Below are 22,018 nucleotides of genomic sequence, written 5' to 3'. Positions count from 1 at the left end.
AGGCCCATCTTCGCAGACTCCCGGTCCCCGATGACCCGCGTCACCGGGTCGGGGCGACGGTGGAGAGCAGCTCCCCGGCCCCGAAGGCGCCGCAGGCGTAGGGATCAAGCCGCTTGGCGGCCTCGGCATGCAGCCGCACTCCCAGGGCCGCGGTGCGCCACATGGGCGCCTGCGGATCCACCGCGGCCAAGGCGCCGATGATGCCGGTGAGCACATCCCCAGAGCCTGCGGTGGCCAGGCCGGGGGCATGGACCCGGTGCACCACCGTGGGGCCCTGCGGCGCGGCGATGATCGTGGAGGGTCCCTTGAGCAGCACGGTGACGTTGAGCCGGGCCGCCAGCTGCTCCACGGCGGTGGCAGGGTCCCGGTCCAGCACCTCCCGCAGGTCCTCATGGCCGGTGTTGGTCATCACCCGGCGCAGCTCCCCGTAGTGCGGAGTGAGCAGCACGTTCGGGCCGAGATCCTCGTCCGCGAAGTACTCGTCGTCGAGGTTGGCCAGGGCCGACGCGTCGATCACGCACGGGTGCTCCGTGCCGGCCCACTCCACGGCGCGTCCCATCGCGGCGATCTGGAAGACGTCACGAGAGATGCCGGGGCCGATGGCCGCCGCCGTCGCCCGCTCCAGCACGGCGGTGGACTTCCCGGAGGTGGTCACCACCTCCGGCATCATGATGCTCAGGCGTTCCCGGACCTCCTCCGGGGCCTGCAGGGTGACCATGCCGACGCCGGAGGTCACCGCCGCCGTCGCGGTCAGCTGCGCCGCCCCGGGGAACTGCACCGAGCCGGCGATGACATGCAGCACCCCGCGGGAGTACTTGTGATCGCGCGCCGAGACCCGCGGCCGGCTCAACGGGGCCGGTGTGTCGGCCGCATCCGGCGTGGTCGCCCGCAGCCGCTCGTCGCCCACCAGCCAGCGGGCCGGCGTCGGCAGGGTGGCGCCCAGTCCGATGTCCACCGCCCGGATCTCGCCGGCGGCGTGGGAGCCCTCGCCCAGCGCCAGGCCGGACTTGATGCCCCCGAAGGTGACCGTCACGTCCGCGTCGATCACGTCGCCGGCGACCGCCCCGGTCTCCACATCCACCCCGGAGGGGATGTCGCAGGCGATCACCTGGGTGGACTCATCGGCCAGCACCTCGTCCAGCCCCGGGATGCGCGGCATCTCGAAGCCCACCCGGGAGCCGGTGCCGATGATCGCGTCGATCAGCGCATCGGTGTCAGTGTCCACCACGTCCACGAGGCGACCGCCGGCGGCCAGGAAGGCGCGGGTCCCGGCCTCATGGGCGCGGTCCCGCATCATCACCGCATGGGTCTCCACTCCGCGGCGGCGCAGCATCGCCAGGGCATAGAGGCCGTCACCGCCGTTGTTTCCGGAGCCGATGAGCCCGGTGACCTTCGCCCCGTACACCGACCCGCGGACGGCGCGGAGCCTCTCCAGCACGGCCTGGGCCAACCCGTAGGCGGCCCGCCGCATCAGCGTCTCCCGGTGGCCGGCCTCCAGCAGCGGGGCCTCCGCCTGGCGGATCTGCCGCCCCGTGTAGAGCGGGATCAGCGGGATGCATGACGGTGCGCCCATCGGTCAGTCCTTCCCTTCGGCGACCACCATGGCGGTGGCGACGTCGCCGTCGTGCGACAGCGAGAGATGCCAGCGGGCGACGCCCCGGGCCGCCGCGACGTCGGCCACCGTGCCGGTGACCTCCACCTGCGGGGCGCCCAGCGGGTCCAGCACCACCTGGCAGTCCTGCCAGTTCATGCCGGCCGGGGCGCCGAGCGCCTTGGCCACGGCCTCCTTGGCGGCGAAGCGGGCGGCCAACGACCGCACGTTCAGCTCCCGCTCCGCCGGGACGAACAGCCTCTCCCGCAGGGCGGGGGCCTTCGTCAGCTGCTGGGCGAATCGCGTCACGAGCACGACGTCGACGCCGATCCCGATGATCACGACGACACCTCCTTCAGCAGTCCACTCACCAGGTCATCCCGCTGGCCGTTCCGGGCTCCGCACGGCAGCTGGTCACTCCACCGTGACGGACTTGGCCAGGTTGCGCGGCTGGTCCACGTCGTAGCCCTTCTCGCTGGCCAGGGCGCAGGCGAAGATCTGCAGCGGCACCGTGGTCAGCAGCGGCATCAGCAGCGGCTGGGTCTCCGGCACGTGGAAGACGGCCTCGGAGAACTCCTTGACGGCCTCGTCACCGGACTCCGCCACGGTGATGGTCTTCGCACCGCGCGCGCGGACCTCCTGGATGTTGGAGACCACCTTCGAGTGCAGCGAGTCGCGGCCGCGCGGGGACGGGACGACGACGAACACCGGCTGCCCCTCATCGATCAGCGCGATGGGGCCGTGCTTGAGCTCGCCGGCGGCGAAGCCCTCCGCGTGGATGTAGGCCAGCTCCTTGAGCTTGAGCGCACCCTCCATGGCCACCGGATAGCCGACGTGGCGGCCCAGGAACAGCACCGACGGCGTGTCGGCCATGTCGCGGGCGAGCTGCTTGATCTGCTCCGAGTTGTCCAGGATCTCCTGAATCTTGGCGGGGATCTTGTGCAGATCGGCCAGGATGTCGGTGATCTGGCCCTGGAAGAGCTGACCGCGCAGCTGTGCCAGGTACAGGCCCAGCAGGTAGGCGGCGGCGATCATCGCCAGGAACGCCTTGGTGGAGGCCACCGCGATCTCCGGACCGGCGTGCAGGTACAGCACCGCGTCGGACTCCCGCGGGATGGTGGCCCCGTTGGTGTTGCAGATGGACAGCGTCCGCGCGCCCTGCTCCTTGGCGTAGCGGACGGCCATGAGGGTGTCCATGGTCTCCCCGGACTGGGAGATGGAGACCACCAGGGTGGTCTCATCGATGATGGGGTCCCGATAGCGGAACTCGTGGGCGAGCTCCACCTCCACCGGAATGCGGCACCAGTGTTCGATCGCGTACTTGGCCACGGTGCCGGCGTAGGCGGCGGTGCCGCAGGCCAGCACGATGATCTTCTGGACGTCCTTGAGCTCCTCCGGGTCGATCCGCAGCTCGTCCAGGGCGAGCCGGCCCTCGGCGTCGGTGCGGCCCAGCAGCGTGTCCTCCACGGCCTTGGGCTGCTCGTTGATCTCCTTCTCCATGAAGGTGTCGAAGCCGCCCTTCTCGGCGGCGGCCGCATCCCAGTCCACGGTGAAGCGCTTGCCCTCGGCGGGGGTGCCGTCGAAGCCGATGATGGCGACGTCGTCATGGGTGATGGTCACGATCTGGTCCTGCTCGAGCTCGACGGCCTCACGGGTGAAGTCGATGAAGCCGGAGACGTCGGAGCCCAGGAAGTTCTCGCCCTCGCCCAGCCCGACCACCAGCGGGGAGTTGCGGCGGGCCGCCACCACGCGGTCCGGCTGGTCCACGTGGACCGCCAACAGGGTGAACGCGCCCTCCAGCTCCTGGCAGGCCAGACGCATCGCCTCGGTCAGGTCGCCGGCGGCGTCGTCGGCGAAGTGCCGACCGATCAGCTGCGCCGCGACCTCGGTGTCGGTCTGGGACTCGAAGACGCACCCCTCGGCGAGCAGCCGCTCCTTGAGCTCCGCGAAGTTCTCGATGATGCCGTTGTGGATCACCGCCAGCCGGCCGCCGTCGCCCAGATGCGGGTGGGCGTTCTGGTCGGTCGGACCGCCGTGGGTGGCCCACCGGGTGTGCCCGATGCCCACTGTGGCGGGCGCGACCGGCGAGGTCTCGATCTCCGCGACGAGGTTGGCCAGCTTGCCGGCCTTCTTCCTCGACTCGACGACCCCTCCGGAGACGGTGGCGACGCCGGCGGAGTCGTACCCGCGGTACTCCAGGCGGCGAAGCCCCTCGAGGAGCACGTCGAGCGCGTTGTGTTCTGCAGTCTTCTCAGGCAGGCCGATGTAGCCGACGATTCCACACATGCGACATAGCGTATCGTGTTCACGTGTCACCGCACCCTGATGAACACCCGCGCCCGGCGGCCGCCATCCCGAGCGAGCCCCACCCGACCGGTCCCATCCCGGCGGAGGTCGCGGGCACCGCGCCGTGGGCGGGATCACCTCCGCTGGCCTCTGACGCCTCTGACCACTACTCCCCGTTCGTGGAGCTCGACCGCCGCGCCTGGTCCCGGCTGGCCGACACCATCGAGCAGCCGCTGAACCAGGAGGACGTGGACCGGCTCCGCGGCATCGGTGAGCACCTCTCGCTGGACGAGGTCGCCCAGATCTACCTGCCCCTGTCACGTCTGCTGTCCATCTATGTGGAGTCGGCCGCCCACCTGCGCGCCGCGACCAACGACTTTCTGGGCGGCAACGCCCGCCGCACCCCGTTCGTCATCGGCGTGGCCGGCTCGGTGGCGGTCGGCAAATCCACCACCGCCCGCGTGCTGCAGGAGATGTTGCGCCGCTGGCCCTCCACGCCCCGGGTGGAGCTGGTCACCACCGACGGCTTCCTGTATCCGAATGCGGAACTGCGCCGCCGCGGCCTCATGGAGCGCAAGGGCTTCCCGGAGGCCTACGACCGCCGCGCCCTGCTGCGCATGGTCTCCGAGGTGAAGTCGGGCAAGCCCGAGGTCCGCGCTCCCTGGTACTCCCACCTGTACTACGACATCGTGCCGGACAAGGAGGTCGTGATCCGCCGTCCGGACGTGCTGATCGTGGAGGGCCTCAACGTGCTGCAGCCCGCCCGGGTCCGTGCGGACGGCACCACCGGGCTGGCGCTGAGCGACTTCTTCGACTTCTCCATCTATGTGGATGCGAATCCGCGCCACATCGAGCAGTGGTATGTGGACCGGTTCATGCGGTGGCGCACCGGCGCGTTCGCGAACCCGGAGAGCTACTTCCACCAGTACTCCTTCCTCTCCGACGACGAGGCGGTGCAGCGCGCCACCGACATCTGGCACCGGATCAACGGCCCCAACCTGCGCGAGAACATCCAGCCCACCCGTTCCCGGGCCCGGCTGGTGATGAGCAAGGACCGCGACCACTCGGTGTCCCGGGTGCTGCTGAGAAAGGTGTGAGCTTCTCCCCGTGACCCCTGGTACACCGATCCCCCGTCCGTCGGCGCCCGGACCGTCCTCACCGCGCCCGCCCGCTCCGTCTGGGGGCACCCGCCACCGTCGCCGCCCCTCCCCCGCGGTGATCCGGCGACGGCGGCTGGTCGCCGTCGCGCTGCTGGCGCTCGTCCTGGTGGGCGCAGGCTGGCTGGGCGCCAGCCTGGTCGACGCCCTCCGCGGAGGCGACGACGAGCCCGTGGCCGAGGAGGGCGCTTCGCTGACCGAGCGCGCGTCCGACGAGGCGGCCGAGGAGGAGTCAGGAGAGGTGTCGTCGGCCCAGGACGGAGCAGCGGACGCCTCGGATGAGGACGCTGCCGACGACGCCCGGTCCGGTGCCGGAGATGAGGGAGACGGCGAGGAGACGACGGAGGTCGCTGAGAGCACCGACGAACCGGAGCGCACCGAGGACGAGCGCACCGAGGAGGACGCAGTGGGTGCAGAGGACGACGACGCCTCCTCAGGGGAGGATGCGGCGGAGGAGGACGGCACTGCTGAGGACGAGCCGGAGCCGCGTCGGACGGAGACCGTGGGCCCGGAGGACTTCTACCCTCCGGTCAGCGAGGCCTCGTCGGACCCGGACTCGATCCATGTGCTGGTCAACAGGCTCAACCCGCTCGACCCGCTGGACCACCAGCCTGACGACCTGACCACCCCGCAGGTGCGGTCCTCCTACGACGGCATGCTGCTGCGCGAACAGGCCGCCGATGCGCTCGCCGACCTGTTCTCCGCCTCCGATGCGGAGGGCCTGCTGATGACGCTGACCAGCGCCTACCGCTCCTACGGCTATCAGCAGCAGCTCTATGACGGCCGGGCCGCGGAGCTGGGAGTCGCCGGAGCCGATGAGTACACCGCACGCCCCGGACACTCGGAGCATCAGACCGGACTCGCCGCCGACGTGATCGCCTATGACAACCCCACCTGCGGGATGGGCGCCTGCTTCGGCGACACCGCCGAAGGCATCTGGCTGGCGGAGAACGCCCACCGGTTCGGCTTCATCATCCGCTACCAGGAGGGCACCGAGGACATCACCGGCTACGCCTATGAGCCCTGGCACCTGCGCTACGTGGGCGAGGAGACCGCCGAGGCGGTCTTCGAGGCCGGGGTGACCCTGGAGGAGTACTGGGGCGAGCCCGCCGCCCCGCGCTACCCCGGCGAAGAGTGAGCCGCGGCGTGCCGCGACACGCTGAAGAAAGTTCCCGGACCTGCACACGGCCCTGACATCGCATGCCTAGAATCGCCCCATGATCAAGGGATTCAAGGACTTCATTCTGCAGGGCAACGTGGTCGACCTCGCCGTCGCCGTGGTCATCGGCACCGCGTTCGCCGCCGTCATCAACGCCCTGGTGGAGAGCGTGCTGATGCCGCTCATCTCCGCGCTCGTCGGTTCTCCCGACTTCGACAGCTTCGCTGTGGTGTCCCTCAACGGCAATCAGCTGCTCTTCGGGGTGCTGCTCACCCAGATCGTCAACTTCCTGCTCATCGCCGCCGCGATCTACTTCGTGGTCGTGGTGCCGATGAACAAGATCATCGAGGCCCGCAAGCGCCGGCTGGGCATCGAGGACGAGGAGGAGGTCGAGCCGAACACCCAGCTGCTCACCGAGATCCGCGACCTGCTCCAGCAGCAGGCCACGCGCTGACATCTGCCCCCAGGGGGCTCACGGAGACGGGGCGCGGTCCGGAAGCTGGTGCTCCGGGCCGCGCCCCGTCTCTGTTGTCAGTGAGCCTCCGTGAGGAGGGCTCAGAGCGCCAGTTCGGCGCGGACGATCTGCGCCAGCGACTCCGACTCCTCCTGGGCGATCTCCGCTGTGGAGGCCTCCACCATCACCCGTACCACCGGTTCGGTGCCGGAGGGACGCAGCAGCACCCGGCCAGCTTCCCCGAGGCGACCCTCCACCTCCGCGACGGCGGCCAGCACGGCGTCATGGGTCTTCACCCGCGCCTTGTCCACTCCGGAGACGTTGACCAGGACCTGCGGCAGCCGGTCCATGGCCTCAGCGGCCAGCGTCTGCAGGGGCTTGCCGGTGGCGGCCACCCGGGCGGCCAGCTGCAGCCCGGTGAGCACCCCGTCGCCGGTGGTCGCATAGTCGGAGAAGATCAGATGCCCGGACTGCTCGCCTCCGAGCGAGTATCCGCCGGCGCGCATGCCCTCGAGCACGTAGCGGTCGCCGACGGCGGTCTCCACCACGGAGATCCCGGCCTTCTTCATGCCGAGCTTCAGCCCGAGGTTGCTCATCACCGTGACCACCAGAGTGTCGTCCTTCAGCTGACCGTCGGACTTCAGCGCCAGGGCCAGGACGCCCATGATCTGGTCGCCGTCCACGACGGCGCCGGTGTGGTCCACGGCCAGGCAACGGTCGGCGTCGCCGTCGTGAGCGATGCCGAGGTCCGCGCCCTGGGAGACCACCGCCTCCTGCAGCTGGTCCAGGTGGGTGGACCCGCAACCCTCGTTGATGTTGATGCCGTCGGGGTCCGCGCCGATGACGACGACGTCCGCACCGGCGTCGGTGAAGGCCTGCGGCGAACACCCGGAGGCGGCGCCGTGGGCGCAGTCCAGCACGATCTTCAGGCCACGCAGGGAGGTCTCCCCCAGAGAGCGCAGCAGGTGGACCACATAACGGTCCTCCGCATCCGCGAAGCGCTGCACCCGACCGACCTCCGCACCCGTGGGGCGGGGCGGCTCGTGGGCGAGCTGGTCCTCGATCTCGTCCTCGAGGGCGTCGTCGAGCTTGTGCCCGCCGCGGCCGAGGAATTTGATCCCGTTGTCCGGGGCGGGGTTGTGGGAGGCGGAGATCATCACACCGAAGTCCGCGTCGATGTCCGCCACCAGGAAGGCCGCAGCCGGGGTGGGGAGGACGCCGGCGTCGTGGACGTCCACGCCGGCGCTGGCCAGGCCCGCCTGCACCGCCGCGGAGATGAACTCTCCGCTGACGCGGGGATCACGGGCGACCACCGCCACGGGGCGGCGACCGCCCTCGGTGCGGCGGTGGCCGAGCACCTCTGCGGCGGCCTGGGCGAGCTTGAGTGCGAGCTCCGCGGTCAGCAGCCCATTGGCCACACCGCGGACTCCGTCGGTTCCGAAAAGTCGTGCCATGATGCGGACAAGTCTAGCCATAGCCGAGCAGTGCTCCTGCACCGACACCGTCGCCGGCCGATGACCTGCACCGTCAGATCACGTCTGCCCCCTCAGATCTGATGGTGCAGACGTGATGTCGGTGGGCAGAACGCGCGCTCGGACCGCCTGGGGCCACCGGGCGAACCGACCGCAGACGCAGGAGGACCCCCGTCCGGCACGTGCCGAGCGGGGGTCCTCCTGCGGCGCTCGCACCACTGGATCAGCGGGGCGAGGCCAGAGCGGCTGAGACGATCAGCGCTTCGAGTACTGCGGAGCCTTGCGGGCCTTCTTGAGACCGGCCTTCTTGCGCTCCACGGCGCGGGCGTCGCGGGTCAGGAACCCGGCCTTCTTGAGCGCCGGACGGTTGTGGTCCCGGTCGATCTCGTTGAGCGCACGGGAGATGCCCAGGCGCAGCGCGCCGGACTGGCCGGAGGGGCCGCCGCCGTCGATGCGGGCGACGACGTCATAGGCGCCCTCGAGCCCCAGCAGGGTGAAGGGGTCGTTGACCTCCTGCTGGTGCAGCTTGTTCGGGAAGTAGTCCTCCAGGCTGCGGCCGTTGATGGTCCACTGGCCGGAGCCGGGGACGATGCGGACGCGGGCGCGAGCACGCTTGCGACGGCCGATGGCGGCGCCGCCGACGGTCAGCGGGGCGCGCTCGGTCTCGCCGGTCTCCTGGACGGGGGCGGACTCCGAGGTGTAGCTGGTCAGCTCCTCGGCAGTGTTCAGCTCTTCAGTGTTCTGAGCCACGGTTCTCCTTGAAAATGTTCTCGTGTCGGGTGGCCAGGACTACTGAGCGACCTGGGAGATCTCGTACGGCTTCGGCTGCTGGGCCGCGTGCGGGTGCTCCGGGCCGGCGTAGACGCGCAGCTTCTTGAGCTGGGCGGCACCGAGCTTGTTGTGCGGGAGCATGCCCTTGACGGCGAACTCCACAGCACGGGTCGGGTGACGCTCGATCATCTCGTCGAACGTCATGGAGGAGATGCCGCCCGGGAAGCCGGAGTGGCGCCAGTAGCGCTTCTTCTGGCCCTTGTCGCCGGTCACGGCGACCTTCTCGGCGTTGATGATGATCACGAAGTCGCCCATGTCCTGGTGAGGAGCGAAGGTCGGCTTGTGCTTGCCGCGCAGCAGGGCGGCGGTCTGGCTGGCGAGACGACCCAGCACGACGTCGGTGGCGTCGATGATGTGCCACTGAGCGTCGGCGTCGCCAGGCTTCGGGGTGTACGTACGCACGGTGATGATGCCTTCGGTCGGTGTTCTACGGTTCAGCGCACCGGGCACGCGGTGGTGTGAGAGTCACCATGCGCCAGTGGCTGTTTCTTCGCGAGTGCGCCGTCCGGCTTCCCAGGTGAGGGCTGGGAAGATGCCGGGCCCGTGAGTTCCCCTGCCGCTCGTGGAGGCATACGGTCATGCAACTGAACCGCCTCGACACAAGCCCACGCAGGAGTGGACACGCACAACAACCGTTCACTATACCGGGTGGGCCTCACCGCGGCAATGTGAGCTCCCGCTCCCCGGTCAGCGACGAGCTCCTCGTCCATCTCGTCCGTCAGCTCGGGTTCGCTGCGCCGTGACCCCCAGACGCGTCTGTCCCCGCCATGTTCGTTCGTCCCTACGGTATTCCACAGGGACGGACGAACGCGACGGGGGACAGACGGCAGGGTGGGACTGACGGCAGGGTGGGGGCGGGATCAGCCGCGACGGCGGGCCACCAGCTCCTCCACCGGCCCGGCCAGCGGGTGGTCGGCCTCCAACCCGGTCACCTGCTCCACGAAGTCCCTCGGCGGCAGATCCGCCAGCAGGCCCTCCAGCTGATTCGCCTGCTCGTCGTGGGCGTCCCGGAAGTCCAGGGCGGCGTCGACGACGGCGAGCAGCGCCTCCGCTCCCAGCCCCTGCTCCACGGCCTGGGAGGCCGGGCCGATCAGCCGTTCGTGGCGGGAGAGCTTGCGCAGCGGCTGGCGACCCACGCGCTGCACGGTGTCCGGCAGCGCCGGGTTCCGGAACCGCCCCAGGATGGTCTCCCGGTAGGAGGCCATGTCCTCGGCCGCGAAGCCGTGCTTGGCCACCAGCAGCGCGGAGGTCTCCTCCAACGCGGCGGCGACCCCGGACCCTACGGCGTCGTCGGCGAGCGCCTCGGCGATGGTCCCGGCACCGGCCCGAGAGCCCAGATAGGCGGCCGCGGCGTGCCCGGTGTTCACGGTGAACAGCTTCCGCTCGATGTACGGGCCGAGGTCGTCCACGAAGTGGGCACCGGGGATGTGCGGCGGATTCTCCCCGAACGGCCCACGCTCGATCGCCCACTCGTAGAAGGGCTCCACGGTGACGTCAAGCCCCGCACCCTCGGGCTGTCCGGGCACGATGCGGTCCACCGCCGTATTGGCGAACACCGCCCGGGCGGAAAGCTCCTCCCAGTCCGCCCCGGCATGCTCCCGCATATGTCCGGCCAGGGTGTCCGTGGCGCCGATCGCGTTCTCGCAGGCCATGACCTGCAGCGGCGGCGCATCCGCGGCGCGCCGCCGCAGCCCGGCCACCACATGCGGGGCGATGTGCTTCAGGATCATCGGCCCGACGGCGGTGGTCACCACCTCCGCGGTGGCCACCTCCTCGGCCACGGCCTCCGGGGACTGCGCGGAGTCCACCGCACGGAACCCGTCGACCACCCGGTCCGTGCCGCCGTCGCCGACCTCATGGACCGTATAGCTCTCCGCGGCGTCCAAGGCCTGCACCAGGGGCGCGACGACGTCGGAGAAGACGACCTCATAGCCTCCCTCGTGCAGCAGCAGGCCGACGAAGCCCCGACCGATGTTGCCTGCGCCGAAATGCACGGCCTTCATGACTGGTCCTCCTGTGCTCTCCATGGTCAACCCTCGTCCACCGCGGAGAGCAGCTCGAGCAGCTCCTCCTCACTGGTGGCCTCCTTGAGCCGCTGGACGGTGGCCTTGTCCCCGAACAGCCGGGCGATGCGGGAGAGGATCTGCAGGTGCTCGTCCCCCACTCCGGCGATGCCGACGACGAAGGTGGCCCGCTGGCCGCCCCAGTCCACGCCGTCGTCGTACCGGGCCACCGAGAGCGCGGAGGCCTTGATGGCGTCCTTGGCCTCGTTGGTGCCGTGCGGGATGGCGAGCTCGTTGCCCATGAAGGTGGAGACGGTCTCCTCCCGCTCATGCATGGCGGCCAGGTAGTCCCCGGTGACCGCGCCGGCGGTCTCCAGGGCTGCCGCCGCCTCGGCCATGGCCTCGTCCCGGGTGGCGGAGCCGGAGTGGATGCGGACCCGGTCCAGGGCCAGGATCCCACCGGTCGCCGAGCCTGAGGGCTCGCTCGCTGCCGGTGCCGCAGCTCCGGCACCCACCGCAGCAGGCTGGGCGCTGCCGACCTCGGCCCGGCTGCGGACCAGCTCGACGACCTCGTCGTACTCCGGAGCGTCCATGAAGCTCTCCACGGAGACATGGATGGCCTCCGGCTCCTGCCCACGGGCTCGGTCGGTGAGCTGCTGCTGGGTGATCACCAGGTCGGTGTCACCCGGCAGCGCCGCCACCGCCTTGTTCGTCACCGTGACGCCCTCGATGCCCGCGTCCTTGATCTTCTTCCGCAGCACCGACGCTCCCATCGCGGAGGAGCCCATGCCGGCGTCGCAGGCGAAGATGATCGAGTTGATGCGGCCGGCGGCCTCCCCGGAGGCGGCCTGCGCGGCCAGGCCGGCGAGCGCCGCCGAGGACTTGCCCTTGGCGGCCTCGGTGCGGGCCACGGCGTCGGAGAAGGAGTCCTCGGCCTGCAGGTCCCGCTTCCGGCTGGCGAGCAGGATGAACGCGGCGATGGTGAAGCTGACCGCGGCGGAGAGGATCACCGAGAGAGTGACGCCGAGGTAGGAGTCCGAGGCGGTCTGGATGAGCACGGCGAAGATCGAACCCGGCGCGGCAGGGGCACGCAGGCCCGAGTCGAAGAGCGCATTGGTGGCCACACCGGTGGCGCCGCCGCCGATGACGGCCAGCAGCAGGGCCGGCTTCATCAGCACATACGGGAAGTAGACCTCGTGAATGCCGCCGGCGAACTGGATCAGCGCCGCCCCCGGAGCCGTGGCCCGGGCGGCCCCGACGCCGAAGACGGTGAAGGCCATCAGCACGCCGAAGCCGGGGCCGGGATTGGCCTCGAGCAGGAACAGGATGGACTTGCCCTCCGCCGCGGCCTCGGAGATGCCCAGCGGGGTGAGCACGCCATGGTTGATGGCGTTGTTGAGGAAGAAGACCTTCGCCGGTTCGATGATGATCGAGGTCAGCGGCAGCAGACCGTTGTCCACCAGGAACCGCACCGCAGCACCGAGGACGTCCATCAGGGCGTTGACGATCGGCGCCAGGGCGAAGAAGCCGACCACGGACATCAGGAAGGCCGTGATGCCGGCGGAGAACATGTTGACCAGCATCTCGAAGCCGGCCTTGACCTTGCCCTCCCACAGGGCGTCCAGCCGCTTGATCACCCAGGCGGCCAGCGGACCCATGATCATCGCGCCGATGAACATGTGGATCTGCCCCAGCTCGTCAGCCCCCTCCGGCAGCGCGGCATTGGCCTGCGCGATGAGGAAGTCCGAGCCGATGATCACACCGAAGGTGGCCGTGGCGCCGACGACGGCGCCCCGGACGTCGTAGATCATCTTGCCGCCCTGGACGGCGATCAGGATGGGCAGCAGGAAGTGGATCATCGGGCCGATGATCTCGCCGAACGCATCCGTGGCCGCCGTGCCCTCGGTGAACTCGTTGACGTTCACGATCACGGCGGTGATGATCCCCCAGGCGATGAGCGCGGGGATGATGGGCATGATCATGCCCGAGAGGAAGGAGCCGAACTTCTGGACCCCCACGCGCAGACTGCCTGGAGAACTGCTCTCCGAGCTCTGCGCCGCGGGCGACGTCGACGTCGTCGTCATGGCGTATGCCTTTCGTCAGGTGCCCCGTCGGGGCGAGTGATGTGGGTGGATGAGAAGTGAGGTCAGCGGGAGACGTCGGCGAGCGCCACCCGGGCCGCCTCGCGCGCGTCCTGCGCGCCGGCGGCGGCCAGCGCCGCCTGGGCCGCGGCCCGAGCGGCCTCGGCCGTGTGTCGGGCCAGCTCGGCGCGGACATCGGCCATCGCGGCCGGAGCCATCGAGAGCGTCTGCACTCCCAGGCCGACCAGCACCACGGCCAGCAGCGGATCCGCGGCGGCCTCGCCGCACACCCCCACCGGGCGGTCCTGGCGGGCGCCGGCGGCGCCGACCTCCCCGATGAGCCGCAGCACCGCCGGGTGCCACGGGTCCTGCAGCTCGGCGACGGAGCCCAACAGCCGGTCAGCGGCCATCGTGTACTGGGTCAGGTCGTTGGTGCCGATCGAGGCGAAACCGGTGCGGGCCAGCAACTGGTCGGCGATCAGGGCGCTGGAGGGGACCTCCACCATCACCCCGGCGGTGCGCAGCCCGTGCTCGGCGGCGAGGGCGGCGAACGCCTCGGCCTCCTCCGCGGTGGAGACCATCGGAGCCATGACCCACAGGTCGGCCTCGGTGGCGGCGGCGGCCTCGGCCAACGCGGTGAGCTGGCCCCGGAGGATCTCCGGCTGCGCGTTCAGGGCGCGCAGGCCACGGCGCCCCAGCGCCGGGTTCTCCTCGTCCGCGTCGGTGAGGAACGGCAACGGCTTGTCCGCGCCGGCGTCGAGCAGTCGGATGACCACCTTCTGCCCGGGGAAGGCCTCGAGCATCTGCTGGTAGGCGTGGCGTTGGGCGGCAACGTCCGGAGCGGTCTCCGCGCTGAGGAAGAGGAACTCGGTGCGGAACAGGCCCACACCTTCGGCGCCGCGCTCCACGGCCTCGGCCGCCCCCTCCGGCGATCCCAGGTTGGCCAGCAGCGGCACCGGGGTCCCGTCGGCCAGCGCCCCCGGAGTGACCGGGGCGGAGGCCGCGGCGGCCCGCTCCGCGATGCGCGCGCGGACCTCCTCCTCACGCTCAGGGCTCGGGGAGGTCTCCACCGCGGAGGCGGCGGCGTCGACCACCACGGTCTCACCATCGGTCAGCTCGGCGGCCCCGGCCACCCCGACCACGGCGGTGAGGCCCTTCTCCCGGGCGAGGATCGCGGTGTGGGAGGTGGGCCCGCCCTCGATGGTCACCACCGCCAGGACCTTCTCCAGATCGAGCAGCGCGGTGTCGGCCGGGGCCAGGTCCTGGGCCACCAGCACGAAGGGATGGCCGGGGTCCGGGACGCCGGGGGCCGGAAGCCCGGAGAGGTGGGCGATGACGCGCTGGGCGACGTCGGCCAGGTCGGCGGCGCGCTCCCCCAGGTAGCCTCCGGCCTGTTCCAGGCGGCGACGGAACTGCTCGAAGGACTCATGGACGGCCCGCTCCGCGGTGGCGCCGTCGCCGAGACGGGCCCGCACCGCCTTGTCCAGGGCCGGGTCCTGGGCCATCATCGCCTGGGCCTGCAGCACGCCCTGGGCCGTTCCGCCGGCAGCCTCGCCCCGGGCGGCGAGGTCCTGGGCGACGGCGACCACGGACTCCTGCACGCGAGCGTGCTCCTGCTCCGGGGTCAGGGCGCTGGGCTCCTCCCCCGGGGCCTGAAGAGGGGCCGCCATCCGGGCCACGGGCCCCAGGGCCACACCCTGCCCCACGCCGGTGCCGGACAGGGTGCGCGCCCCGGGAGCGGGCTGTTCCGCGGTCGCGGCGGAAGCAGCGGATACAGCGGGCGCGACCTCCTGGGAGGAGGCGTGCGGCAGCAGGGACGAGGTCATGAGGTCTCCTCGGGGTCATTGCGGTCGACGGGGAGCGACTCGAGGATCAGGGCAAGGGTGCGGGATCCGTCGAGGTCGCTGAAGATGTCAGGGGGAAGGGTCACCAGGGGGATGCGCATGCTGTAGGAGTCCAGGCGGTCCTGGACACGTTCCCGGAAGGCGGCCAACTGGGGCCCCAGCAGGAGGAGGTCGACGTCATCGAGGTCCCCCGACAGTGCGGAGTCGGCGGCGGCACGCACCGTATGCGGCAGCCCCGCCCGCTGCAGAGCGGCGCGGGCGCGCTGGGCCACGAATGTGCTGGACGCACCGGCGCCGCAGACCACCAGGATCTCCATCGATCATCAGCTCCTTCTTCTCCTGACTGTGATTCTCCGCGCGCCGCGATGCCCGTCACAACCATTGAAGTTTCCGCCTCCCCGGAAATCTGCCGGTCACCGGCCCGCCACCTGCCGGTCGCCCAAGGACCCGGAGACGCGGCGCGGGTATCGTAGGCGTGGATCCTCCCGCCGCCCGAGCGCAGGCGGGCGGCACCTGCCATGGAACGACGGCGCCGAGGGGGCATGCGATGACGCGGCAGCGCCAGGACCAGCTGGTCACCCTGCTGCTGCGCGACCGCGGCTGGACCACGGCGGCCGCGCTGGCGGACCTGCTCGGCGTCACGCCGCGCAGCGTGCGCTCCTACATCGCGGCGATCAACGCCCGCACTCCCGGCGGCGACGCCGTCGAGTCAGGGCCTTCCGGCTACCGCGCCAACCGACCCGTGCTCGCCGGGCTGAGGGCCGGCGGCGAGCGGGAGACTCCCCGGGACCGGCTGCACCGGCTGGTGCGGGCGCTGCTCACCGCCGAGGAAGGGCTCGACGTCTATGAGACCGCCGAGACGCTCTACGTCAGCGACGCCACGGTGGAGTCTGACCTTGCGCGTGTCCGCGGCCTGCTGGACGGGACCGAGCTGCAGCTTCGACGCAGCGGCCCGCGGGTGCGCCTGGTGGGCGACGAGCTGGCCCAGCGCCGGCTGGTCTCCCGCCTGGCCCATGAGGAGATGGAGGAGGGAACCTTCGACGTCGAGGCTCTGCGGCGGGCCGCAGGGCTCGGCACCGTGGACAGCGCCGCCTTCGGGACCTTCACCCGGGAGCTGGCCGCCGAGCTCGCCTCGCTGGGCTGGTACGTCAACGAGTTCGCGGCCGCCGACGTCGCCCTGCACGCCGCCATCGCCGCCGACCGGGTCGCGCGCGGCCGCGCCCTGCACAGCACCCACGGGGAGCCCAGCGACGATCAGCACCGCCTGGGGGCGACCCTCGATGCGCTGAGCCGACGCCATTTCGACGTCGCCCTGGGCCCCGGCGACCTGCAGCATCTCAGTTCCCTGGTGCTGACCCGGGTGGTCGCCCCCGGTGGGGCCGCCGAGGAGCAGGTACGGCTGGACCCGGAGATCGAGGCCACCGTGCGGCAGGCCGTCACCCACGCCGCCCACGGGTACCTGGTGGACATCGTCGACGAGGAGTTCATCCGGCGCCTCGGCCTGCACGTGCAGAACCTGGTGCTGCGCTCCCGGGAGCATGCGACCGCCCGCAACCCATTGACCCGATCCCTGAAGTCCGCCTACCCGATGATCTTCCAAGTGGCGGTGTCCATCGCCAACGACGTCGGCCGCCGCCTGGACGTGGAGATCCACGACGATGAGATCGCCTACATCGCCATGCATGTGGGGGGCCGTCTCGAGCGCCGCCGGATGGCGGAGACGGTGCTGACCGCCACCATCGTCTGCCCCGGGTACTACGAGCTGCACGAGCTGCTGCGCTCCCGGATCGCCCGCTCCCTGGGACCCAGCATCGAGGTCACGGGAGTCGAGACCCGGGTGGACCCCGACTGGGCGGCGATCGACACCGACCTGGTGCTGACCACCATCGAACCGCCCCACCGCGACGAACGGACCGTCACCCTGCCCCCGTTCCTCACCGACGCGGACCTGGAACGCATCACCACGGCGGCCTCCCGGATCCGCCGGGGCCGACGGCTGGCCCGGCTGCGGGAGGAGCTCGAGCGCTACCTGAGCCCGGACGCCTTCATCCGTCCGCTGGACACCGCGGACGAGGAGGAGGCCATCCGCGCCCTGGGTGCTCCGCTGGCGGCCCGCGGAGTGATCGACCAGGACTACATCGACCGCACCGTGGAGCGGGAACGGCTCTCCTCCACGGCGTTCACGGAGGCCCTGGCGGTGCCGCATGCACTGCAGATGACCGCCACGCGCACGGCCATCGCTCTGGGCATCGCCGACGGCTCCGTCCCCTGGGGCGACGCCCGCATCCAGGTGGTCGCGCTGGTCGCCTTCAGCGAGGACGAGCGCGAGGCCTTCCAGACGATCTTCGAACAGCTCGTCGAGGTCTTCAGCGAACGCGAGTCCGTCCAGCGGCTGCTGCGCCGCGGGCAGGACTTCGGCAGCTTCCTGGACGAGCTGGTCGCCGTCATCGACGGGTGAGGGCGGCCCCCTGAGGCTGCCCACCCCTGGCACGTGCGGCGGGCTCTGGCCCAGCCTCCTGCGGCGGTTCGGCCCCGCGAGCAGGACGGGCATGCGCATGCCCGTCGTCATTCTCCGCCGCGTGTCGGAGGGACGGACGACGACGGCCGGCCACCTCCCCCACTGAGGGACGTGACCGGCCGTCGTCTGCGCACTGCCCCGGTGCGCCCGATGGATCCGGGCTGCGGGCTCAGCCCTGCTTGGTGTAGGCGCCTTCCGCCATGTCCTCAAGCTCGCGGCCCTTGGTCTCCGGGACCCACTTGAGCACAAAGACCAAGGACAGCAGCGCCGAGACCGCATAGAAGCCGTATGCGAAGACGAGAGAGAGCTCCGCCATGGACGGGAAGATGGTGGAGATCACGAAGTTCGCCGCCCAGTTGGCCGACGCCGTCACGCCCAGCGCGATGGCGCGGATGCGGTTGGGGAACATCTCACCCAGCAGCAGCCACATGAACGGGCCCCAGGTGGCGCCGAAGAACAGCACGAACACGTTGGCCGAGATCAGGGCGACCACGCCCCAGGCCCCGGGGAGCTGGACGTCGTCGCCGACGGTGACGGCCTGGGAGAAGGCCACCGCCATCATCCCCAGGCCCAGGGCCATGCCGGCGGAGCCGACGGCCAGCGGAATGCGGCGGCCCACCTTGTCCACGATGATGATGCCGACCACGGTGGCCACGATGTTCACCGTGGTGGTGATGACCTGGATCAGGAACGACTGGTCCTCGGGGATGCCCACCGACTGCCACAGCGTGTTGGAGTAGTAGAAGATCACGTTGATCCCCACGAACTGCTGGAAGACCGCGAGCCCCAGGCCGACCCACACGATGGGCATGACCTTGCCGGAGACCAGCAGGTCGCGCAGTCGCTGCCGGGACTCCATGTTGATCGTCCGGCCGATCTCCTGGATCTTCGCGCGGATCTCGTCGTCCTGGCGCAGGCCCACGACCTCCCGCAGCACCGTCGCCGCGCGGGCGTCGTCGCCCCGCGAGACCAGGTAGCGCGGGGACTCCGGGATGGAGGTGGCCAGCAGGCCGTAGATCAGGGCGGGGATCGCCTCGATGAGGAACATCCAGCGCCAGGCGTCGACGCCGAACCACAGTTCCCCGGACGCCCCACCGGCGAGGTTGGAGATGAAGGCGTTGGAGACGGCCGCGGCGAAGATCCCGATGACGATGGCCATCTGCCACAGCGAGCCCAGGCGTCCCCGGAGGCTGGTGGGCGCGACCTCGGCGATGTAGGCCGGGGCGATCACCGAGGCCATGCCGACGCCGACGCCGCCGAGCACGCGCCAGACGATCAGGTCCACGGTGTCGAAGGCCAGGCCGGAGCCCAACGCGGAGATGAAGAAAGCGGCGGCGGCGATGAGCATGGCGCGCACGCGACCCAGACGGTCCGAGAGCGTGCCGCCGATCCAGGCGCCGACCATGCAGCCCAGCAGAGCGGAGGAGACGGTGAAGCCGATCAGGACCTCAGAGAGGCCGAACGTGTCTTGGATGGCGCCGACCGCACCGTTGATGACGGCGGTGTCGAAGCCGAAGAGGAAGCCGCCGAACGCGGCGACCAGCACGACCCATGTCACGGCGGTGACCGCGGGGTCCTGCGATCGTGTGGTGGTGGTGCTCATCAGAGGGTGATCCTTTGAGTCGAAGAGGTCTGAACCGGTGAGCTGCGTCCTATGAGCCAGGTCGCAACGCATGCGAACTGTGGCACCCTACATCACCGGGCAGGAAGCGCTCTCAGCCTCTCGGCACGCCATGAGTGGAACATCACCCCTGGTCAGAGAGCTATAGCGCTGGAGCAATCGATGCGTGACTCCGCACACTGCGTGCGAAAGATCACATCAGTCGATGTCATGGGTGTCACAGCAGGCATCGCATGACAATTCGTCCGCGGCTCAGGATCCGCGTGTCGGGCGCGTGGCCCGAGTCTGCTCCGCACGGTCGGCCAGCTGATCGTCGGGCGGGTAGTCCACAGACTCCAGCACCAGTCCTCGCGGCGGGGCCAGCCGCACTGCGGCGTCCCAGCTGGGCGTGCCCAGCCGCTCCATGAGCCAGCCCGACTCACGGCGCCCCTCCCCCACGTCGATCGTCGCGCCGATCAGGGCCCGCACCATGTGGTGGCAGAAGGCGTCCGCGGTGAGCCGGGCCGCGATGACGCCGTCGTCCCCGCGTGCGATGCTGAACTCCTGCAGCTCTCGGATGGCCGTGCTCATCTCCCGGGGCCGGCAGAAGCTGCCGAAGTCATGCAGCCCCAGCATCCCGACGGTCTCAGCTGCCATGAGCGCGTCGTCCAGCCGCGCGCGATGCCAGGCGGTGTCCGCCCGACGCAGCGGATCCCGCAGCGCGGGATGGTCGGCGATCCGGTAGGTGTAGGTGCGGCTCAGGGCCGAGAACCGGGCGTCGAAGCTCGCCGGGACCTCGGCGGCGCTGTGGACGACGACAGCCCCGTCCTCGCGGGCCAGCACCCCGCCCAGCCGGCGCAGGATCGCCTCCTCGGGCGCGATGTCCCGGCCCCGTGACAGACCTTCCCATTCGGCGCGGCTCAGGTCCAGGTGCACCACCTGGCCTCGGGCGTGGACCCCGGCGTCGGTCCGCCCGGCGACCACGACCTTCACAGGCCGACGGATCAGGGTGGCCAGCGCCTCGGTGAGCACACCCTCTACGGTGCGCAGCCCCGGCTGGGCGGCCCAGCCGCGGTAGGCGCCGCCGTCGTAGGCCAGGTCGAGTCGGATCCGCACATCTGCCATGGACACCAGGGTATCCGGGCTCCGCACCGCAGCCCGCACACGCAGAAGCCCCCGATCCCCTGCAGGGGATCGGGGGCTTCTGCGATGCCGAGGGCACATCGTCACGGCGTGCTGACGATGCACGGCGCGGAGAACCCGTCAGGACAGGCGCTCTGCCGGATCATCGGACCCGAAGGCCCGGAAGGGTCACTTGTCCTCGGTCTCCTCGGAAGTCTCCTCAGCCGGAGTCTCCTCAGCGGGAGTCTCCTCGGTGACCTCCTCGACCTGAGTGTCCTCGGCGACCTCCTCGACCGACTCCTCCTCGACCGGGGCGGCGGCGGCCTGCTCGGCCTCCTTCACCACAGCCTGCTTCGGGGAGACCGGCTCCATGACGAGCTCGATGACAGCCATGGGGGCGTTGTCGCCCTTGCGGTTGCCGATCTTGGTGATGCGGGTATAGCCGCCCTCGCGCTGGGCCATGGCCGGAGCGATCACAGTGAACAGCTCGTGGACGATGGCCTGGTTGGTCGAGTTCTTGGCGCTGATCTTGCCGACCACCTGGCGGCGAGCCGCGAGGTCACCCTTCTTGGCGATGGTGATCAGGCGCTCTGCGTACGGACGCAGACGCTTCGCCTTGGTCACTGTGGTGGTGATCGAGCGGTGCTCGAACAGGCTGGCCGACAGGTTGGCCAGCATCATCTTCTCGTGCGACGGGCTCCCGCCCAGGCGCGGTCCCTTGGTGGGGGTAGGCATGGTCTCGTTCTCCTTGGATGGTGCGCCGCCGGGTCACAGCCCCCGCGACGCGCAGATGATGTCGTGTGCGTCAGGCGCTCAGAACTGCTGCTCGCCCTCGAGGTACTCGCCCTCGCCCGCCTCCTGGAAGCGCGCGGCGGTCGGGTCGAAGCCCGCCGGGGAGTCCTTCAGGGACAGGCCGAGCTCGGTGAGCTTGTCCTTGACCTCGTCGATGGACTTCGCACCGAAGTTGCGGATGTCCATCAGGTCGGCCTCGGAGCGTGCCACGAGCTCACCCACGGTGTGGATGCCCTCGCGCTTGAGGCAGTTGTAGGAGCGCACCGTCAGCTCCAGGTCCTCGATGGGCAGAGCCATGTCGGCGGCCAGGGCGGCGTCGGTCGGCGAGGGGCCGATCTCGATGCCCTCGGCGGCGACGTTGAGCTCCCGGGCCAGCGAGAACAGCTCGACCAGCGTGGTGCCCGCGGATGCCAGTGCATCGCGCGGAGCCATCGACGGCTTGGCCTCGACGTCGACGATCAGCTTGTCGAAGTCGGTGCGCTGCTCGACACGGGTCGCCTCGACCTTGAAGCTCACCTTCAGGACCGGGGAGTAGATGGAGTCGACCGGAATGCGGCCGATCTCCGAGTCCGCGACCTTGTTCTGCGAGGCCGACACATAGCCGCGGCCGCGCTCGATGGTCAGCTCCATGTCCAGCTTGCCGTCCTCGTTGAGGGTGGCCAGGTGGAGGTCGGGGTTGTGGACCTCCACACCCGCCGGCGGAGTGATGTCCGCGGCAGTGACCTCACCCGGGCCCTCCTTGCGGAGGTAGGCGACGACGGGCTCGTCGTGCTCGGAGGACACGGAGAGCCGCTTCACGTTGAGCACGAGCTCGGTGACGTCCTCCTTGGCGCCGGCGACGGTGGTGAACTCGTGGAGCACACCGTCGATCCGGATGCTGGTCACAGCCGCGCCCGGAATGGAGGACAGCAGGGTGCGACGCAGCGAGTTGCCGAGGGTGTAGCCGAAGCCCGGCTCCAGGGGCTCGATGATGAAACGCGAACGGTGGTCAGCGACGACTTCTTCGGTCAGCGTGGGGCGCTGTGCAATGAGCACTGGTGGTTCCTTTCAGAGTGCATCCGCTATATGACGCAAACTCAGCGATGATGATGCTCACCTCCGCCGCGGC

The 22,018-nt window shown here is 70.4% G+C and carries 19 protein-coding genes; 5 read left to right on the top strand and 14 right to left on the bottom strand.

The features are described from left to right. Nucleotides 1-40: 40 nt before the first annotated feature. The 3 genes from SD455_RS05030 to glmS form a co-directional block, all read right to left on the bottom strand. Nucleotides 41-1,573, bottom strand: coding sequence for an NAD(P)H-hydrate dehydratase (locus SD455_RS05030; RefSeq protein ID WP_344683929.1), 1,533 nt, complete (start codon nucleotides 1,571-1,573; stop codon nucleotides 41-43). Between the two features lie 3 nt (nucleotides 1,574-1,576). Next, nucleotides 1,577-1,933 carry a holo-ACP synthase gene (locus SD455_RS05025; protein ID WP_085437408.1) on the bottom strand — a complete coding sequence of 119 codons (357 nt, stop codon included), beginning with the start codon at nucleotides 1,931-1,933 and terminating at the stop codon, nucleotides 1,577-1,579. A 72-nt stretch (nucleotides 1,934-2,005) separates the two neighbouring features. After that, nucleotides 2,006-3,877 carry a glutamine--fructose-6-phosphate transaminase (isomerizing) gene (gene glmS / locus SD455_RS05020; RefSeq protein WP_070159406.1) on the bottom strand — a complete coding sequence of 624 codons (1,872 nt, stop codon included), beginning with the start codon at nucleotides 3,875-3,877 and terminating at the stop codon, nucleotides 2,006-2,008. A gap of 143 nt (nucleotides 3,878-4,020) precedes the next feature. Here glmS and coaA point away from each other — a divergent pair, with 143 nt between their 5' ends. The 3 genes from coaA to mscL all read left to right on the top strand — a co-directional run bounded on the left by coaA (nucleotide 4,021) and on the right by mscL (nucleotide 6,647). Then, nucleotides 4,021-4,974: a type I pantothenate kinase gene (gene coaA / locus SD455_RS05015; RefSeq protein WP_070159437.1), complete on the top strand. Its 954-nt coding sequence runs from the start codon at nucleotides 4,021-4,023 to the stop codon at nucleotides 4,972-4,974. A gap of 118 nt (nucleotides 4,975-5,092) precedes the next feature. Next, nucleotides 5,093-6,172, top strand: coding sequence for a M15 family metallopeptidase (locus SD455_RS05010; protein ID WP_445507410.1), 1,080 nt, complete (start codon nucleotides 5,093-5,095; stop codon nucleotides 6,170-6,172). 79 nt (nucleotides 6,173-6,251) lie between these two features. Further along, entirely contained in the window at nucleotides 6,252-6,647 is a 396-nt protein-coding gene (gene mscL / locus SD455_RS05005) for a large conductance mechanosensitive channel protein MscL (RefSeq protein WP_311024490.1), read from the top strand. Between the two features lie 101 nt (nucleotides 6,648-6,748). Here the strand turns inward: mscL and glmM are convergent, their stop codons facing one another. The 5 genes from glmM to SD455_RS04980 form a co-directional block, all read right to left on the bottom strand. Next, complete coding sequence (gene glmM, locus SD455_RS05000; protein ID WP_445507409.1) at nucleotides 6,749-8,101, bottom strand: phosphoglucosamine mutase; 1,353 nt, start codon at nucleotides 8,099-8,101, stop codon at nucleotides 6,749-6,751. A 273-nt stretch (nucleotides 8,102-8,374) separates the two neighbouring features. Continuing rightward, a complete protein-coding gene (gene rpsI, locus SD455_RS04995; RefSeq protein ID WP_070158737.1) occupies nucleotides 8,375-8,869 on the bottom strand; it encodes a 30S ribosomal protein S9 in 495 nt (164 codons plus the stop codon). 39 nt (nucleotides 8,870-8,908) lie between these two features. After that, entirely contained in the window at nucleotides 8,909-9,352 is a 444-nt protein-coding gene (gene rplM, locus SD455_RS04990; protein WP_070158740.1) for a 50S ribosomal protein L13, read from the bottom strand. A gap of 458 nt (nucleotides 9,353-9,810) precedes the next feature. Next, nucleotides 9,811-10,953, bottom strand: coding sequence for a mannitol-1-phosphate 5-dehydrogenase (locus SD455_RS04985; protein WP_445507408.1), 1,143 nt, complete (start codon nucleotides 10,951-10,953; stop codon nucleotides 9,811-9,813). A 26-nt stretch (nucleotides 10,954-10,979) separates the two neighbouring features. Beyond that, nucleotides 10,980-12,935, bottom strand: coding sequence for a PTS mannitol transporter subunit IICBA (locus tag SD455_RS04980; protein ID WP_445507407.1), 1,956 nt, complete (start codon nucleotides 12,933-12,935; stop codon nucleotides 10,980-10,982). Between SD455_RS04980 and SD455_RS04975 the strand changes: the two genes are divergently transcribed. Next, nucleotides 12,934-13,077: a hypothetical protein gene (locus SD455_RS04975; protein ID WP_237090257.1), complete on the top strand. Its 144-nt coding sequence runs from the start codon at nucleotides 12,934-12,936 to the stop codon at nucleotides 13,075-13,077. The genes SD455_RS04980 and SD455_RS04975 overlap by 2 nt on opposite strands. A gap of 22 nt (nucleotides 13,078-13,099) precedes the next feature. Here SD455_RS04975 and ptsP read toward each other — a convergent pair whose 3' ends face one another. Together ptsP and SD455_RS04965 are read right to left on the bottom strand one after the other, a co-directional pair. Then, complete coding sequence (gene ptsP / locus SD455_RS04970; protein WP_445507406.1) at nucleotides 13,100-14,860, bottom strand: phosphoenolpyruvate--protein phosphotransferase; 1,761 nt, start codon at nucleotides 14,858-14,860, stop codon at nucleotides 13,100-13,102. Further along, entirely contained in the window at nucleotides 14,857-15,195 is a 339-nt protein-coding gene (locus SD455_RS04965; protein WP_445507405.1) for a PTS sugar transporter subunit IIB, read from the bottom strand. Before SD455_RS04965 ends, ptsP begins: the two co-directional genes overlap by 4 nt. Before the next feature lie 230 nt (nucleotides 15,196-15,425). Between SD455_RS04965 and SD455_RS04960 the strand changes: the two genes are divergently transcribed. After that, nucleotides 15,426-17,336, top strand: coding sequence for a BglG family transcription antiterminator (locus SD455_RS04960; RefSeq protein ID WP_311024496.1), 1,911 nt, complete (start codon nucleotides 15,426-15,428; stop codon nucleotides 17,334-17,336). Between the two features lie 229 nt (nucleotides 17,337-17,565). On the opposite strand, the gene SD455_RS04955 is transcribed toward SD455_RS04960, so the two are convergent. From SD455_RS04955 to SD455_RS04940, 4 genes are all read right to left on the bottom strand, one after another. Beyond that, complete coding sequence (locus SD455_RS04955) at nucleotides 17,566-18,999, bottom strand: sugar porter family MFS transporter (RefSeq protein WP_445507404.1); 1,434 nt, start codon at nucleotides 18,997-18,999, stop codon at nucleotides 17,566-17,568. Between the two features lie 270 nt (nucleotides 19,000-19,269). Next, a complete protein-coding gene (locus SD455_RS04950; RefSeq protein WP_445507403.1) occupies nucleotides 19,270-20,121 on the bottom strand; it encodes a tRNA pseudouridine synthase A in 852 nt (283 codons plus the stop codon). A gap of 186 nt (nucleotides 20,122-20,307) precedes the next feature. Then, nucleotides 20,308-20,853 (bottom strand): 50S ribosomal protein L17, encoded by a 546-nt coding sequence (gene rplQ / locus SD455_RS04945; protein WP_085437863.1) that lies wholly within the window; start codon nucleotides 20,851-20,853, stop codon nucleotides 20,308-20,310. A gap of 78 nt (nucleotides 20,854-20,931) precedes the next feature. Continuing rightward, the gene (locus SD455_RS04940; protein WP_311024500.1) at nucleotides 20,932-21,945 is read right to left on the bottom strand and encodes a DNA-directed RNA polymerase subunit alpha; all 1,014 of its coding nucleotides are present in this window, start codon (nucleotides 21,943-21,945) and stop codon (nucleotides 20,932-20,934) included. Nucleotides 21,946-22,018 lie beyond the last annotated feature (73 nt).

It is taken from the genome of Nesterenkonia sp. K-15-9-6, from assembly GCF_052656005.1.
The sequence above is the reverse complement of the archived record's forward strand: the minus strand, read 5'-3'. Positions and strand labels throughout refer to the sequence as shown.

Bases quoted from the DNA above. Each gene is read 5' to 3' on its own strand.
- mscL (WP_311024490.1), top strand. From the start codon at position 6,252: ATGATCAAGGGATTCAAGGACTTCATTCTGCAGGGCAACGTGGTCGAC.
- SD455_RS05030 (WP_344683929.1), bottom strand. From the start codon at position 1,573: ATGGGCGCACCGTCATGCATCCCGCTGATCCCGCTCTACACGGGGCGG.
- glmS (WP_070159406.1), bottom strand. From the start codon at position 3,877: ATGTGTGGAATCGTCGGCTACATCGGCCTGCCTGAGAAGACTGCAGAA.
- rplQ (WP_085437863.1), bottom strand. From the start codon at position 20,853: ATGCCTACCCCCACCAAGGGACCGCGCCTGGGCGGGAGCCCGTCGCAC.
- SD455_RS04980 (WP_445507407.1), bottom strand. From the start codon at position 12,935: ATGATCATGCCCATCATCCCCGCGCTCATCGCCTGGGGGATCATCACC.
- ptsP (WP_445507406.1), bottom strand. From the start codon at position 14,860: ATGACCTCGTCCCTGCTGCCGCACGCCTCCTCCCAGGAGGTCGCGCCC.
- SD455_RS04950 (WP_445507403.1), bottom strand. From the start codon at position 20,121: ATGGCAGATGTGCGGATCCGACTCGACCTGGCCTACGACGGCGGCGCC.
- SD455_RS04955 (WP_445507404.1), bottom strand. From the start codon at position 18,999: ATGAGCACCACCACCACACGATCGCAGGACCCCGCGGTCACCGCCGTG.
- SD455_RS04985 (WP_445507408.1), bottom strand. From the start codon at position 10,953: ATGAAGGCCGTGCATTTCGGCGCAGGCAACATCGGTCGGGGCTTCGTC.
- SD455_RS04960 (WP_311024496.1), top strand. From the start codon at position 15,426: ATGACGCGGCAGCGCCAGGACCAGCTGGTCACCCTGCTGCTGCGCGAC.
- SD455_RS04965 (WP_445507405.1), bottom strand. From the start codon at position 15,195: ATGGAGATCCTGGTGGTCTGCGGCGCCGGTGCGTCCAGCACATTCGTG.
- SD455_RS04975 (WP_237090257.1), top strand. From the start codon at position 12,934: ATGCCCGAGAGGAAGGAGCCGAACTTCTGGACCCCCACGCGCAGACTG.
- glmM (WP_445507409.1), bottom strand. From the start codon at position 8,101: ATGGCACGACTTTTCGGAACCGACGGAGTCCGCGGTGTGGCCAATGGG.